The 14,946-nt window shown below is 52.2% G+C and carries 11 protein-coding genes and 1 pseudogene; 5 read left to right on the forward strand and 7 right to left on the reverse strand.

Features of this window, described 5'->3' with window-relative positions:
* From VE954_RS36835 to VE954_RS36850, 4 genes and pseudogenes are all read right to left on the reverse strand, one after another.
* A pseudogene (locus VE954_RS36835) lies at window positions 1–270 on the reverse strand (hypothetical protein); the annotation flags it as partial.
* Window positions 271–474: 204 nt separating this feature from the next.
* On the reverse strand, window positions 475–3,612 hold the full coding sequence (locus tag VE954_RS36840; protein WP_324962563.1) for an efflux RND transporter permease subunit: 3,138 nt from the start codon (window positions 3,610–3,612) through the stop codon (window positions 475–477).
* Window positions 3,609–5,051, reverse strand: a complete 1,443-nt coding sequence (locus VE954_RS36845) for a TolC family protein (protein ID WP_324962565.1) — start codon at window positions 5,049–5,051, stop codon at window positions 3,609–3,611. The genes VE954_RS36840 and VE954_RS36845 overlap by 4 nt, the downstream gene beginning before the upstream one ends.
* Window positions 5,048–5,665, reverse strand: coding sequence for a hypothetical protein (locus VE954_RS36850; RefSeq protein WP_324962567.1), 618 nt, complete (start codon window positions 5,663–5,665; stop codon window positions 5,048–5,050). Before VE954_RS36850 ends, VE954_RS36845 begins: the two co-directional genes overlap by 4 nt.
* 427 nt (window positions 5,666–6,092) lie before the next feature.
* Here VE954_RS36850 and VE954_RS36855 point away from each other — a divergent pair, with 427 nt between their 5' ends.
* On the forward strand, window positions 6,093–6,266 hold the full coding sequence (locus VE954_RS36855) for a hypothetical protein (RefSeq protein ID WP_324962569.1): 174 nt from the start codon (window positions 6,093–6,095) through the stop codon (window positions 6,264–6,266).
* Between the two features lie 299 nt (window positions 6,267–6,565).
* Here VE954_RS36855 and VE954_RS36860 read toward each other — a convergent pair whose 3' ends face one another.
* Window positions 6,566–7,702 (reverse strand): hypothetical protein, encoded by a 1,137-nt coding sequence (locus VE954_RS36860; RefSeq protein WP_324962571.1) that lies wholly within the window; start codon window positions 7,700–7,702, stop codon window positions 6,566–6,568.
* 1,015 nt (window positions 7,703–8,717) lie between these two features.
* Between VE954_RS36860 and VE954_RS36865 the strand changes: the two genes are divergently transcribed.
* The gene (locus VE954_RS36865; protein ID WP_324962574.1) at window positions 8,718–9,146 is read left to right on the forward strand and encodes an ABA4-like family protein; all 429 of its coding nucleotides are present in this window, start codon (window positions 8,718–8,720) and stop codon (window positions 9,144–9,146) included.
* On the opposite strand, the gene VE954_RS36870 is transcribed toward VE954_RS36865, so the two are convergent.
* The gene (locus VE954_RS36870; RefSeq protein WP_324962576.1) at window positions 9,133–9,768 is read right to left on the reverse strand and encodes a TetR/AcrR family transcriptional regulator; all 636 of its coding nucleotides are present in this window, start codon (window positions 9,766–9,768) and stop codon (window positions 9,133–9,135) included. The genes VE954_RS36865 and VE954_RS36870 overlap by 14 nt on opposite strands.
* A 186-nt stretch (window positions 9,769–9,954) precedes the next feature.
* On the opposite strand from VE954_RS36870, the gene VE954_RS36875 reads away from it, so the two are divergent.
* The 3 genes from VE954_RS36875 to VE954_RS36885 are packed head-to-tail and all read left to right on the forward strand — an operon-like array spanning window position 9,955 to window position 13,459.
* Entirely contained in the window at window positions 9,955–11,319 is a 1,365-nt protein-coding gene (locus VE954_RS36875; protein WP_324962578.1) for a TolC family protein, read from the forward strand.
* Window positions 11,316–12,278, forward strand: coding sequence for an HlyD family secretion protein (locus VE954_RS36880; RefSeq protein ID WP_324962580.1), 963 nt, complete (start codon window positions 11,316–11,318; stop codon window positions 12,276–12,278). Before VE954_RS36875 ends, VE954_RS36880 begins: the two co-directional genes overlap by 4 nt.
* Window positions 12,275–13,459 (forward strand): ABC transporter permease, encoded by a 1,185-nt coding sequence (locus VE954_RS36885; RefSeq protein WP_324962582.1) that lies wholly within the window; start codon window positions 12,275–12,277, stop codon window positions 13,457–13,459. The genes VE954_RS36880 and VE954_RS36885 overlap by 4 nt, the downstream gene beginning before the upstream one ends.
* Here VE954_RS36885 and VE954_RS36890 read toward each other — a convergent pair.
* On the reverse strand, window positions 13,436–14,914 hold the full coding sequence (locus VE954_RS36890) for an amidohydrolase family protein (protein WP_324962584.1): 1,479 nt from the start codon (window positions 14,912–14,914) through the stop codon (window positions 13,436–13,438). The two genes, VE954_RS36885 and VE954_RS36890, sit on opposite strands and share 24 nt — an antisense overlap.
* Between the last annotated feature and the right edge of the window lie 32 nt (window positions 14,915–14,946).

Below are 14,946 nucleotides of genomic sequence, written 5' to 3' on the forward strand. Positions count from 1 at the left end.
GGAAATAGCGGCAAACTCACTCAAACCATGGTCCAGACGAAGCTGAGCGAAGTCCGCCTTCCGCCTCGGATCAGTTTTAGGCAGAAGAACAGTGACCTTGTATTCCCGACTCTGTTTCATCCGCGCCAGGCTGCTGAGCAGGTTTCCCAGCACCGCGTTGTAGAGCTTCCTTCCATGCTCCTCGGACTGCCGAAGCGAACGAAAGTCATCCGCAGATGAAACAATCTCTGTCTCGAACACAAAGGTTTTCGTTGTGGATCTTGCCAACATACCCTCCAGCCAAACAAATGTATGGATGCCATAAGCATTTGGCAAGAGGAAAACAAGGAATCTCCGATGAAGGGAGATAGCCAGGTCCTCTGACCTTCAGCCAAAGCTTTCTGCTCCTCATCGACTCGGGAAAGCCTATGGCTGGAGTACGCCGGACGTTTGATCGAGCCACCGCGGACCAGCTCCGCGAGCGGCTCTGATCTTTTAGGGGCTTTTAACCTTCGACTTTTTCCCGCCCAATGCCTGGACCAACCACTTGGATGCTTCCGAGAGACGATAGAAGTAAGGCAGCAGGGCAGGGACCACGACCAGGCTAAGAATCGTGGAGCTGATGACGCCGCCGATGATCGCAATCCCCATGCTGACCCTCTGACTGCTGGCTTCGTTCAAACCAATGGCAATGGGAATGGAACCCGCAATCAAGGCCAGGGAGGTCATGAGAATAGGGCGCAGGCGGGCTTTGCCAGCTTCCCGAATCGCCGTCGCAAGATCGATGCCTTCCTGGAGCCGCTGATTGGTGAAGTCCACCAGCAGAATCGAGTTCTTGCAGGATACACCCAGGAGCATGAGCATGCCCAAACCACTGAAGAGGTTGATCGACTCGTTCGAATAGAGCAGAGCCAGGAAAGCGCCGCAAAGAGCCAGAGGCAAAGTCAGAATGATCGTCATCGGGGTGATGAACGACTCATAAAGACTCGACAGCACCAGGAAGATGAACATGATGGCGAGCCCCAGCACGAAGATCAGGGACGAGGAAAGTTCTTCGAAATTTTCACTCTCACCGACAAAGACGAAGCGCATCCCTGTTGGGATCTTTAAATCCCCTTCCTGCAGGATTTTGGTAAGGTCTGCGGTGATATCACCAATCCCCACACCGGCAGCCAAATCCGCCGAAATTTGGATGTAGCGGCTGCGGCTCTGCCGGTCGATGGAAGCCTGTGCGCGACCTTCACGGATGTCCGCAACATCCCCAAGGCGTATAAGCTTGCTGTTGATATTCATCACATTCACTTCGTTGGATTGGCGTCGCACGTCCTTTTGCTTCTCATTCATCATCACGCGGACATCATACTCATGACCCTTATCCCGGAAAACAGTAGGGGTCAAACCCTGCACTTGCGCACGCAGTTCAGAACCCATCATGGCCGTGTTCAATCCATAAATATTGGCTTTTTGAGGATCGAGTTCGAAACTGAATTCCTTTTTGCCTTCCCGCAGGGTGGTATCCAAATCCTTGAGCCTTGGGTCGTCACGTAATTTGGCCAGGAGTCGGCCGGTATAGGCTTCCAATTCCTCGTCATTGTCACTCAAAATATTCAGGGTCAGGGGTCTGGCTATGCCGCCTCCACTGAAGTCATAATCCTGGACTTTGGGATTGGATTCCTTGAAAGGAACGAGTTTGAGGCGTACATCCTCTTTCACTTCCGCCAGGCGACGTTGGCGTTCGGCGGCTGGTTTCATGCGCACATAGAAGTTAGCAAGGTTGGCCTCCGCATTATTGCCGCCAACGGTGAGGGCGACCGTGGCCACTTCGGGAATGGACTGCAGAACCTTGGTCACCTGGACCGCGACTTCGTCAGTTCGGATGATGTTAGTGCCTTGGGGCAGCTCCAGGACAACAGTGAATTCACCGGCATCCTGAGTCGGGATAAATGTTTTTGATATCGACCCGACTGTTGCAAAACAGGCCGCACAGATGGCCAGAGTCAGCAGGATGGTGGATTTGGGAAAGCGAAGCACACCGTTGATCAATCGGACATACGCATGTTCCAGCCAGACCTGCAGGCGCTCGAAGAGGCCCAGAACGGCACCGAACGTATAGCGATAGGCCGCCGAACTTTTTTCCTTCTCATGTCCCAAATTGCCAGCAAAATATGCGGATAGCATGGGCGCAATCGTTAAGGCATCGAACAGACTGATGGCCATCGCAAAACAGATGACCAGACCAAAATTGGCGAGGATTTTGCCGATCAGGCCCTGGGTCAAAGCTATGGGGCCGAACACCGACATCACGACCAGGGTTGTGGCCACAACCGCCAGGGCCACTTCCTTCGTTCCCTTGAGGGCAGCTTCCTTGGGGTCCATGCCTTGTTCCAGGTAGCGAAAGATGTTTTCCCGGACCACAATTGCATCATCGATCAAAAGGCCGACGACGAGACCGAGGGCAAGAAGGGTCACGATGTTGATACTCAGTCCAAAGGCCTGCATCAGAATGAATGACCCTAGAAGGGAGTTGGGGATGGCGAGACCGGTAATAAGGGTGGAACGAAAATTTCCAAGGAAAAGGTAGACGACAAAAATAGTCAGAACGATGCCGAGGAAGATACTTTCCTGAACGTCAAAAATATTCAGACTGATTTCACGACTGCCGTCACGGATCAAAGTGATTTTCCCCTGAGGGTCGGAAGCTTTGACCAGTTCTTCAATGGCCGGCAATTCCTTCTGCACACGTTTGGCTATGGCCACTGTATTGGTCTTGGACTGCTTATAGATTTCGATCATCAGCGCACGTTCGCCATCGACGTAAACTCGATTTTTTTCCTCTTCCAGGGTATCGACGACCCGGGCGACATCGGCAACTTTGGTGGGGTTATCGTTGCCATAGAGACTGATGACAGTCGAGCCAATGGACGCCACCGAGTGAAACTCGCCCTTGCTGCGAAAAATATTTTCCTCACTGCCGGCGTTGATTTTTCCAACCGGAATATTGGCGCCACTTTCGGCGAGGCGTGATGCCACATAAGTCGCTGAAAAGCCGCGATTCTCAAGCTTGTCACGATCCAAAAGCACCTGAATTTCGCGACGGCGCCCACCCACGACCGTCACAGTTCCCACATCAGGAATCTGCTGCAGGCGTGGCTTGATAATTTCGGTGGCCAAATCGTAGAGTTTGGCTTCGGGCAGCTTGCTCATCAAGGAAATGGTGACGACCGCCTGATCGCTGAAATCGAAGGCCTGGACCACAGGTTCCTTAACGTCATCGGGAAAGCGAACCTTGGCTTCGCTGACCTTGTCACGCACCCTTTGTTCCGCACGTTTGATATCCTGATCCATGGTAAACTCGGCCACGATCTGGCTGACGCCTTCCATGGATTTCGATGTCACCCGTTTCACACCGGCAATGGTGGAAACAGCATCTTCAATGGGCTTGGTGACCAGCGTTTCGATTTCCTTGGGACCCGTGCCTGGATAAATTGTTAAGACACTGACCACAGGCGGATTGACGTCCGGAAAAAGCTCAACGCTCAACCTCGTCATCGACACATAGCCCAGGACCAGCATCACAATCACAATACAGCTGATAAAGATCGGTCGCCGTACAGAGATATCAGGCAGGCTCATGCTGCGTTCCTTTCGTACATGCGGATTTGGGAGTCAATAATCTTGAGAGAATAAAGAATCTGAAGCTTGGCGAATTCAGCATTGGCCAGATCCTGAGTGAACATTAAGATCTGATAGGTGGTCGATCGACCGTTGCGATATTCCTTCTGCTCGTTATCCAGTTTCTTGCGTTGCAGGGTCTCGAGTTTTTCCGCAACGGCCAGCGTTGCCATGGAATCCTTGCGTTTGACCAGCAGGCTGCTCAGTTCCGCCTGGAGCTTGATGCGTTCATCCTCACGACGGAGTTCGGTGGCTGTTTTGCGCACCGACGAAGCCTGGAGCTGCCGATTGACGAGGCCCTGATCCAGAGGCATGCTGAGGCGCAGGCCGATTGTGGTGTTGGGTTGATAAGGCGATCCAAAGCCTGACGGCGTATCCATGATCTCCTCGCGCGTGGAAAGAGCGGAATAGCTGGCAAAGACCTCAAAGGTCGACCTGGCATTTTCCTTTTCCAACTCAATGGAACTGGTTGTGGCTTTAAGCTGCGCCTCGTAGATGGCCAGTTCCACCCGGTTGTTCACGTCCAAAGACTGGGTTTTAACCGGCGTTGTTATGGCCTTCAAGGATTGAAGTTTCTCAGGGGCAGGGCCCGAGCGTTGACGTAGGGAATTAAAAAAGACATGGGCTTCGTCCAGCTCCGCCTGAGCCTGTCTCAACTCCAGTTCCCGTGACGCCGTCAAGGCCTGGGACTGCAACAGGTCGGAGGTTTCAGCCAGATTGCGATTGGCTTTGTCTTTGACGTATTTCAGAATCTTTTCCGCGTTGGCCAAGGACTCTTCGGCATTTTGCACCCGTTCCCTGGCAAAGACCACACGTCCATAAGCCAGACGGGCTTCCAGACGTTTCCCGGCCTGCATGGCTTCAAGTTGTCTTTCCTGAATACGCGTGGCCGAGGTCAAGGCACTGCGTTGCAGTTCAATCGACCGTCCCCAGGCATTTTGCCAAAGGGATTGTGACACTTCAATCGACGGGCTGAGAGTGGCAAGATCCGCATCCATTCTCGGTGCATTGGGGCCTAAATTTATGCCCTTCAAGTGCATCTGCCGACCTTCCACACCTACTTTGTAACGCGTTCCCTGACTGGTCTGCTGGGACACCGATGCGTCAGCCATCACGGTATTGGCCGATTCATACGAGGGACTGGAGAACTGCTGCTGGCGCCGATCCTGATTGATGGCCGTGCTGGCGTTCAGAATCGGGGAAAGCTGCAGATCAACCTGGCCTTCGTCGATGCGCGAGGCCCGGATGTCCTGCTGGGTGGCCTGTAGATCCTTGCTGCCAGCCATCACCTCATTCACATACTGCTCTTCGGTGTAATCCGCAGCCCAGGCAGAGCCCGTAAAAACGAGCAGACTTAGGAGAAGGGAGGACCCATACTTGAATGGCGATATCCGTCTCATGTTCTCAGTCCTTTCAGTACGATATCGATGCGCTCGATGCAGGATGCTTCGGACGCCAGATCAATTGAAAATGTTTGAGGAAGGTTATTGGTCATTTCTTTCAATTCGGATTCGACGAGAATGGGAACGATCGCCGCTGGAATGAGAATGGCCGCAATTTGAAAGTCGGAAATGTGGGACGGGAAAAAGCCATCGGCTTTGCAATCTGCGACCAGCTTTAAAATCAAGAGAAGATCTTTGGGAACTATCTCTTCTTTGGGTATGATTTCACAGAGTTTTCCATTCATATGATCGCGGATGAAGGCCGCAAAGAGTGGTCGTTCCTCGCGGCAAATACGTGCCATGGCGATCAAACAGGTGCGCAATTTATCAAAAGATTTGGATTCTTTATCCGCAGCTTCCTGCATGAGATTAAAGAACTCGTCATAAAGTTGTTCATGAATAATGCGCAGAAAATTTGCGCGATTCTCGAAGAGATATTTGAACATGCCGGGATTAACTTTCGCACGGCTGCAGACCTGGCGAATGGAAAGATCCGTGATGCCCCCCTCGGACATCATCTGTTTTCCCACTTCGATCAGGACCTTGTCTAAGTTTTGTGATGGTCGGCTCATTGGCGCACCTCCTCCCTCCAGATTATCAAGCACCCGCTTAATTATCCAGCCTCTTAATTAATCGGCTGATTAATTAAAAACTTGAGGTTTTGCGAAATTTTCTCTTAAGTATCTACAATTGTTTGAAAAAAGTTCGAAGCCCGAGGATGGGGTGGAGCCTGAGCCATGCGGCACAGTGCCAGGAAACAACCGTTCCACACGGTAGGAACGCCCTCGGGGTCGTCAAATCCGTCCTCCGGGACAATTGGCAAATGTTGGGAGAACCAGGCAGCAGGAGGTGCGGGATTTTTCTCGACGAGTCACGGTGTCTTCGGCATAAGCAACTTAAGTCTCTGTTGCAAACAAGTGGCAGACGAACTATGTAAGTCCTCCTATGGCACCTGAATAATATGCTCGAGCTAAATGGCTGTTTCAAGAAGCACTTTCGTTGGAAAAAGGCGACCGCAGAGTATTCTTGGAAAAAGAATGCAGCAATGACAAAGCCGTTCAGATGGAAGTGGAATCGCTTTTTTTAACCCCTGATGAAATCGAACCCCGTTTGAAAGCGCAAACAGCCAAATCCATTGTCGTCATGCACAGTGTTATGTCTCGTTTTCATTGAAAGTGTGAAATACCCCTGCCCATCGCTCAACGTTACGCATCAGTATCTTAACATCGGCCATTGCTGTGATCTCTGGTCTTGGTTGGTGGACTCAAGACGAGGTGGGGCATATTGTTAGCGCCTACCCGAAAACCCCTGCAAGCCAATCATGAAATTGACGTTTACTCAGTGACAGAGACTTCGAATTTTCCAGACCCTGCGGCAAAAGAACGAAGGCTTCCCCTTTGATTTGGCCTTGGAAGCCTCGCACCTTTAGGGGTGATGGCAGTTCACATCCCTGGCCGCTCTTTCTGAAGGCATTACTTGGTGGTGGAATGCAGTACGATATCAGGTTTGATGCCCCTAAGTTCGGGAAAATCCTTCACATCCAATATCGAATTGGCAAGATAAAGGATAACGCGCGTTCCTGGTATGAGATAGTAAACCGGATCGCCATAACGCAGGGCTCCATGCGTGGGCTGACCAATAGTCACAAATTGTTTGCCGTGAAGAGCTTTGAGATAAAGAATCGCGAGCTCGCAGGATGAAGCGCAGCTGGCATCAATCACACCATAGATTCGGCCACGGATACGCTTCTCCTCCAGGATTTGAAGCGCCTCCATTTCTTCTTCGCCATCTTCTGTTTCGTACAAAGAACCCCATAGATCAGTGCGGACTGTCGGGCCTGGAAGTGAGATATTTCTCTCGAGTAAATCGTTCAATTCTGCTTCGAAGGCCGCCTTATCACCTTCCGCATTCGCTACCAGCCAGTTTAAATTTTGGATGGATTGAAAGCGGGGAATCTTGCAAGAGGAAAGTCTCTTGCCTAGGTAGCCCTCCATCGTACGAATGAAGGTCTGTTCCTCTTCGCTAGTGCCGCCGCCATTATTACGGAAATCCAGGACCATGAGCTTTCCCGGTTCCATTGTCTCCTCCATGACCTTGTCAAAGTCCTTGAGCGTTGACACCTTGACTTCCCGCCACCGATCCAAGCCCAGGTTTTTGTCGAAGAAAGTTCCAAGATCCTCGTTCATTTTTGGTTTGGTATTTAGAAAATATTCGTGATTATTTGTCAAAGCCCGCAGGTGTCCATCCTCGACACCTTGAAAGAGTCTCTTGATTAGCACGATGCTGGCAAATTCATCCTGACTCACTGAGGGTCCCAGTCCCCGGAGCAGCTGGGTAGGTTTCTGGCAGCGACTGTCGATCCGGCTCTTATAGTCGAAATAAGCCTGATAGACTCCGCCTTTTTGCAAAAGATCACAGACGGCTTTGACCGCTGCCAGGGGATCCTGAATTGTATCGGGTAATTTGGGGTCGTAGTTCCAGAGACCATAGCGGCTTGCCTGCTCGATTAAGTCGGAAGGATCTTGGGCTGGCGCTTGGGATTTTTCAGCTTCAGCCCAGGCAAACGAAGAAAAGGATATAAGACCGAAAGCCAGGAAGGATTTCAACATAAGTTCAAAACCTTTCGTGATGACGAAGTATTGAGGACGACCCATAGAGTTCGTAGGACGGCTGCATCGACGCGCTTGAAAACGATGCCTCTGCAGACCAGGACTTTATATTGAAGCTAATATTGCAGGGGACGTGGAATACGCCGGAGGGATTAAGGCAGATAGCGAGTCTCGCTCGCTTCTCCGTCCACGTCCTTTCGATATGACGAAGACACTTCACCAGGTTTTTGGTTGCAGTCACGCTCGTTGCTTTGCAAATTTGCTTACCGCCTACCCGGAAAACTTTTGAAATCATAAGCATAAATATTTAAACTCCGCGACTTCTGGCAGCACCAGACGGATTGGGGCAAGCTTGGCTGCAAATGCTCGGTACTGGTCGACGGGCGTGGCGTGTGCCGCTCAGCTGCGAAATAGCGGTACGAGGTCGCCCTTTGACGAAGCGCGGCGTTTACCGCCGGGTTATCGAGAGAACTCACTCGTAGGCTAAATCTGTTTCGCGGCCTAAAAATTCGGTGGGAAAAGAAACATGGTAACTACGAAGGACTGATGCACTTAAGCTTCCGAGGTGTCAGCTCTTATTTACGAGGTTCTGCATACGGAACCTATGAGCCTGAGTACTTTATGCAACGACTGTCCTAGGGAACTTAGTAACCTTATTATGCGCTGTATCTCGCACGATCCTGTCAGACGCCCCCTTCAATGGAATTCATTCTCAAAGAACTTCAAAATTTGCCAGATAGGAAACCTGGACGCAAGTCGAGTCCGAGCGGTGGTGGTCCCTTCATCCTGAGCTTCGGGGCTATGAACAGTGGCTCGTCAGTCAGTTGAGGCCTCGCCCGCTGTTCATCGTAAACAACTTATTGTATACACCATGACGCGGATGATCTTGAGTTATTGGCTTTTTTTACTCATAAAGGATTCTTACAGGATGGCCCGACGCAATCCCTTGGACAGCTTCATAAGCTTATGGTTGTATAGGCTGCATCTGTTTATCCAGAACCATAGGAGTTCTCCGATGAATCCGGCCACCCTTTATCAAGTCGCTAACACAGCTGTTTTGCCTTTCTGGATCATGCTGCTGGTGATCCCACGTCACCCCTTGACAGCTCGTATGGTCCGGAGCGGAGCGATCAGTTGCTTCATCGCTGTTTTTTATATTGTGGCTATGCTGCTGGGCGAGGGCATGAGTACGGATGGGTTTGGTACGCTGGAAGGGGTTCGGTCCATTTTTCAGAATGACTGGTTTTTGCTAGGCGCCTGGTTGCATTACCTGGCCTTTGACCTTTATGTGGGAGCCTCCATTACCAGTCATTACGTGCAGCACGGAGGTTCGCGCCTCATGTTGGGCGTGGAACTTTTTTTCACCCTGATGCTGGGGCCTGTGGGTCTCCTCCTGCATAAACTCCGCGTGTTTCTTGGAACCCGGTTGGCTAAACCCGCATAAAACTTTTGATCAGCATATCTTCGGCCTCGCGGGTCAGCGTCTCATGACGTTCGTCCCGCTCGCCGACTGACATCTCGAAAAAACAGATCAGCACACCATCCAGCATGCGAACCCCGACTTCGGATAACCAGCGCGGATCAAGCGGCCGAAACACCTGTTCATCAATGCCACGTTTGATGATGGCATCGGCAAGTTCAATGCGCTGACGCTGAAATATCTGCCAGCGTTCCGCAAGGGGTGGAGACAGCTTTTTAGCGTCCACAAAATGTTTGCTGGCCATGATGATCGAGCTGACTTTAGGGTCCTCCAGGTGATAGCCCAGGTACAGCTGCACCATGCGCCGCAAACGGGGAACCACTGCAAGATCATGCGGCAGATCCATGAGCTGCTGCGTGAGCGGTTCATAAAATCGTAAATAAACCAGAGCGAGGATTTCATCCTTGCTCACAAAATGTTTATAGACCGTGGCCTTGGCCACTCCGATATGTCGAGCCACTTGGTCCAGGCTCACATGAAAGATCCCATGCTCAGCCGCCAGGACCAGAAAGGCATTGAGCAGATTCTCCTGCCGCAGCACGCCTCGCTTTTGTTTGCGCGTTTCAGAAAGGTGACCCAGAGTCATGCGATTCTTTCCGGCTGTCAGCATCCTCGACATTTGTCAAAGGATATACGGCCGACTGCCTTTTATTATTCCGTAAAAACAGCCTGTTACAGGGTGTCACCGGTGGGTGGATTTCTTGCTACTCCCAGGAAAGGTGACCGGCAGTCACCTTTTCGGAGAAACCTTCCAACGTCTTGAGCAGGTTTTATGGCAAGATTGATCGCTGGTATTTTCTTAGGCGTTTTCGCAGGTTCTGCAGTCGGCGGCCCACTGGGGCTCGACGATTTACCGGGCCTTATCGAGAGACAGAATAGTCATGTGCAGCGAGCTGCAGCGGATGAAGTCGTGGCCCGATCGGAGCAGAGTGTGGCTCATGCCGACTTTCTGCCGAGTCTGACGTTGAAAGCCACCCAAACACGTACTGATGAGGCCATCTCGCTTGATGTACCGCCCCAGTCCCTTCAAAGAACGCTGCCCAACGGCGCACCGTTCCGTCTCGATATCGATCCTCCGCCGCTGACGATTCAGGATCGGGATGTGAGCAAAGCGCAGCTTCAGCTGGTGCAGCCGCTTTATATGGGCGGACGTTTGTCCGCGCAGCAAAACATCCGGGACGCGGAAGTACGCATCAAGGCCAGCGAACATAATCAGGAGAAGACGCAACAGTTGGGTTTGGTCCTGCAGAGATATTTTCAAACGCAATATGCCCGGGAACTGCTCAGCGTTCTGCATAAGTTCAAAATTCATCTGGAAAAGATCGATAAACTCACCCAGGGTTTGATCGAAAATGGTGCCATCCCTCGCTATATGCGGCGCAAACCGGAAATCGCGCTCGCGGAACTGCAGGCCATGCAGGTCAGGGCGGAGGCGCAGCATAAGGTGCTTTGCCAGGCGGCCCAGAGTCTGCTCGCAGCCCAGGGCGAATGTCAGTTCAAGAGTGCGCTGCGGCTCCTGCCTCTGCCACCTCATGTAGGAACTCTCAAAAATATCGCGCGCCAGCAAAGACCCGAGTGGAAGATTCAGCAACACCAGGCCGAGAAAGCTGAAGCCCTCCACGAAGCGGCCACAGGCAGTCTTTTACCGAGTGTGTATGCGTTTGGCCGCTATGAATTATTGCAGGAGCAGCTGACTCTGCTGGAACCCAAGTGGGTTGTCGGACTGGGACTTGAATGGAACCTGACGGCAGGATTGAAAGCCATACCCGAGCGGGAAAAAGCCAAAGCTCTGCAACACAAAGTCGAGGTCAGTCGAAGCCAGGCGGAACGCGATATTCCCCTGCAAGTGGAGCAGTATTGGGCTCAGGCGGCTGGTGAACTGGCGGCGCTGCAGGCCACTGAAAAAGCTCTGGCCGCGGCTCAGGAAAATCTGAAAATCAATGAACTTCGCTATGGTACCGGGGACGGATCACAATTCGATGTCTTGAATGCTTACAGCGACGTTGAAAAACTTGCCATGAAGCGGCTTGAATTGCTTGAGAGCTACAACCGCTATTTGATCAGTCTGTTCGCGGCTACCGGTAACGCCGCTCTCTACATTCAACATTATCGCCAGCCCGTGGGGAAATCCTTATGAAATATCGTGTTGTGGCCAGCCTTATGTTTTACCTTGTTTTAACAGCCTGTCCGAATCAAAAGCCCAGACCTCTGCAGGGTCAGGTTGAGTTCGACGAGATTGATATCGCCTCCCGCCTTTCCAGTCGAGTGCGTGAGATCAAAGTGGACATTGGGGATGATGTCAAAGCTGGTCAGCTCCTGGCCGTCCTTGATGATGATTTGATTGCCATTCGAAGTGAAAGAGCGCAGGCCACAGTGGATCAGGCCCATCTGCAAAAGCAGCTGACCGATCAGGCCACGCGACGCGAGGAACTGGCTCAACTCGAAACCGCGGAGCAGCTATCCAGGAGTCAGCTGGAATTTGCGCGCCAGAGCTTGAAACGAGCCCGGGCTCTCTATGAAAAAGGGGCGATTGCCACCCAGCAGTGGGAGGAGGTCCTTGTCAAAGAAAAGGCCGCGCGATCGCAGCACACCATGGCCCGATCGCGACTCGAAGCCGGACGCAATGGAGCCCGTCAGGAACAAAAGGCCATCGCCGCGGCCAACCTTGTTCAGGCGAAAACCGGTCTGGCAGAAGTCTCGGCCTACGACAAGGACCTGCAGTTATCTGCTGCTCTTGCCGGTCAGGTTCAGGCCATTCATGCCCGGCCCGGTGAGCTAGTTCCTCAGGGCTTTCCTGTCATCACCCTGCAGGATCGCAGTCATCCACGCTTAAGCTTTTATGTGACCGAAGATCGTCTGGCTGCCTTCCAGCAAGGGCACTTCTATAAGGTCTCCATTCCGGCCCTCAAGGATGCGGCCTATAAAGTTCAACTCGTCCGCGTTCAGGTTCTGCCAGCGGTCTTGACCCAGGTGGTGACGGAAGGGCGAGGGACGCGTGATATTCGAAGTTTTGAGCTGACATTTAAACCCGTTGATGATTCGACTTCACTCCAGTCTGGAATGTCTGCTGTTCTGATGCCCGGAGATCAGCCATGACCAGGTTTCGCCCTATTATTGCCGAGATGATCGCTGTTGTCCGACGTGAAATGAGGCTGATCCGAGGCGATCGCAAGCTTCGCAGTCTCTTATTTTTGGCTCCTCTGATCAATGCGGCCATTGTCTGTGGGGTTTACGCCCCTTCGTATATTACCGAGGTCCCGATTGCTGTCGTGGATCAAGCTGGTTCCGCACTCTCCCAGCGCATGATACGCTGGCTTGATTTTCATCAGAAACTCAAGGTGGTGGATCGCGTCCCGGATGTCATGACGGCTGAACGTCTTTTGGCCCAGGGTGACATCGCCGGTTATGCTGTGTTGGAAAAGGACTTTTCGGAACGCCTGAAGCGCAATGAAGAAACGCGTGTGCTGCTCTATTGCGATGCCACGAACATGGTTTTAGCCAATACGCTCAATGCAGCGATTCAGGGTGTGGTGCAGACCTTCAGCGCGGGCGTTGCCATGCAAAAGGCACGGCGTCTGGGAGCTTTCAAGGATCAGGCTCAGACCATGATAAGTCCGATTCGCGCCGAGATCCGTCCCCTGGGTAATCCGAGTTTCAGTTACGCGGATTTTATGCTGCCCGGCATGCTGCTTTCGGTGCTGCAGCAGGTTATTCTTTTAGGTTTGGCTTTGACCTGGGCGGGGGAGCGGGAGACTCATGGATGGTCGGATCTTCAGTCCTTGTCCCAGCGCACCTGGGTGCTTATTCTTGGAAAAAATCTGCCTCACTTCGCGATCCACTTTTTTTGGCTGCTCGTCTTTACGGGATTTGTTTTGCCTTTGAGCCATGTTTCAAGCGAGGCCCCTTGGGGAGCCATCCTGATTTTTGCCGCTTTATTTGTCGCTGTGATGGTCAGCTGGGGAACCTGGGTGAGCCTCGTCATCGGCGATCGTCTTGGGGCCACCCAGGCCCTTATGTTTTTAGCTGTCCCAAGCTTTCTGCTCTCGGGATATACCTGGCCTTCCGCGTCGTTGCCCCTGCCCTTGCAGGCCTTGAGTCAGATTCTGCCGCTGACCCACAGCGCGATCATGTTTCGCAAGATGCATGGGCTGGGATCCGGGATCAGCGCCTTTCCGAAAGAGATATCCATTCTTTTGCTCTTCATCGTGGGTCATCTCCTTCTGTCCTTCTGGGCTGTCCGGCGAGCCTCCTCCTCAAGGCGTGACGTAACCGTATGACAAAAGGCTGGGTTGACGTCCTTTGCTTTCATAAGCTGCCTTGATGCGCGAGAGTTCATCCTGAATGGGGTTTTCAAAGGGGATGTTATAGAGCCTTGCCGCGTTGCGCCCTAAAATCTGTTGTTTGATGGCGCCTGTTTCCGAACCAAGGAACGGGAAACCAAATTTCTGATGCAGATCCTCGGGCATTTCAATGCGGCGGAACGCTTCGATTTGCCATTGGGGTGAACCATACCACACCGAATCCGTTCCCCACAGCACATGGTCTGCGCCCATGCCTTGGATCAAAGTTCCCAGGATACCGGCGGCATGTCTGGGATGGGTCACGGCTGAGGTCGCGAAGGTGGTTCCCAGTTCCCCATACACATTGGAAACCCCGTATTTTTGGGGGATTTCTGCCAGGTCGGTGACCCAATCGATGCGCCCCGTGGTTTCGAATTGCTGCAGATGATACGCGGGCATCTGGCTCATGGGTTTCAAACCGGAATGATAGATAATGAAATTCAGTTCCGGCCAATCCCTGGCCGCTGGTCCCACATCATCCACCATGGCAAAGGGCCAGGTTTTGGGAAACGACTGTTTATAATCCAAGGGCAAAAGGCCCTTGTGAATGCAGACGTTGCGAATGCCAGCCTTGACCATTTTTTCATAGGCGGGATACATCAGAGACGCATCGTCCAGTCGATAGGGAAAGGCGGAATTGCGAAAAGGATCACCGACGGTATAACCCTTCCAACTATCCGGCTTGATTTCGGCGATTGCCCGATCGATCTCATCGAGCCAGCCCGGTTGTCCCGGTGTGATAATAAAGTGCCCATAGAGACGCTTGGAACCTGCCGTGGCGTTCACAAGACGGCGGGCTTCTGCCAGCTCGTCATTGGAAATAAACCATTTATCTTTATTATCCGATGGCGCACTGCTCAGAAGACCTATTTTCGTATCGCTATCGAGATAAACTTCCTTCATGAAATTTTCAAAACGCAGTTTTTCGAATGTCGTCTGCTCGCCCTTGATCGCGGGATTGAAAAACTGGGCTGCATACTGACGAAGGCGAAGAATACCAGGCTCATCGTAATCATCACTGATGAAATGGAGCTGCACGTCGAAAATAAACTGATCCTGAAGACGGAGGCGCCGGGCTTCTGCCTGGTCCAGATTGTGAGCTTCCGCGGTTTCGGTATGAAAAAGTGGACCGTATACCGTATTCATCGCCACAAAAGCCAGAGCCATACCCGAGCTGGAACGGAGAAAGGAGCGCCGATCCAGACCGGTTTTACGGCTGTATTCATCAGCCTTTTCGCGAATCAACGCGGCCACCTGCTTTTGTTGGTCGGTTCGAGGTGTGGGGTTAAATTCACCATTCGAAATAATTTGTGTGGGAATCGGGAGAGGGTCTTGTTCGAAGGCTGCGAGTTGCAAGGTCTTTCTGATACCATCGGCAATCCAGCAGGACATAGTAACCTCCTTGAAGTGACAGTTGCACTACA

Source organism: Oligoflexus sp. (genome assembly GCF_035638955.1).
GTDB lineage: Bacteria > Bdellovibrionota_B > Oligoflexia > Oligoflexales > Oligoflexaceae > Oligoflexus.

Coding starts and splice junctions, on each gene's coding strand:
- VE954_RS36840 (WP_324962563.1), bottom strand. CDS start 3,612: ATGAGCCTGCCTGATATCTCTGTACGGCGACCGATCTTTATCAGCTGT.
- VE954_RS36845 (WP_324962565.1), bottom strand. CDS start 5,051: ATGAGACGGATATCGCCATTCAAGTATGGGTCCTCCCTTCTCCTAAGT.
- VE954_RS36850 (WP_324962567.1), bottom strand. CDS start 5,665: ATGAGCCGACCATCACAAAACTTAGACAAGGTCCTGATCGAAGTGGGA.
- VE954_RS36860 (WP_324962571.1), bottom strand. CDS start 7,702: ATGTTGAAATCCTTCCTGGCTTTCGGTCTTATATCCTTTTCTTCGTTT.
- VE954_RS36865 (WP_324962574.1), top strand. CDS start 8,718: ATGAATCCGGCCACCCTTTATCAAGTCGCTAACACAGCTGTTTTGCCT.
- VE954_RS36870 (WP_324962576.1), bottom strand. CDS start 9,768: ATGACTCTGGGTCACCTTTCTGAAACGCGCAAACAAAAGCGAGGCGTG.
- VE954_RS36875 (WP_324962578.1), top strand. CDS start 9,955: ATGGCAAGATTGATCGCTGGTATTTTCTTAGGCGTTTTCGCAGGTTCT.
- VE954_RS36880 (WP_324962580.1), top strand. CDS start 11,316: ATGAAATATCGTGTTGTGGCCAGCCTTATGTTTTACCTTGTTTTAACA.
- VE954_RS36885 (WP_324962582.1), top strand. CDS start 12,275: ATGACCAGGTTTCGCCCTATTATTGCCGAGATGATCGCTGTTGTCCGA.
- VE954_RS36890 (WP_324962584.1), bottom strand. CDS start 14,914: ATGTCCTGCTGGATTGCCGATGGTATCAGAAAGACCTTGCAACTCGCA.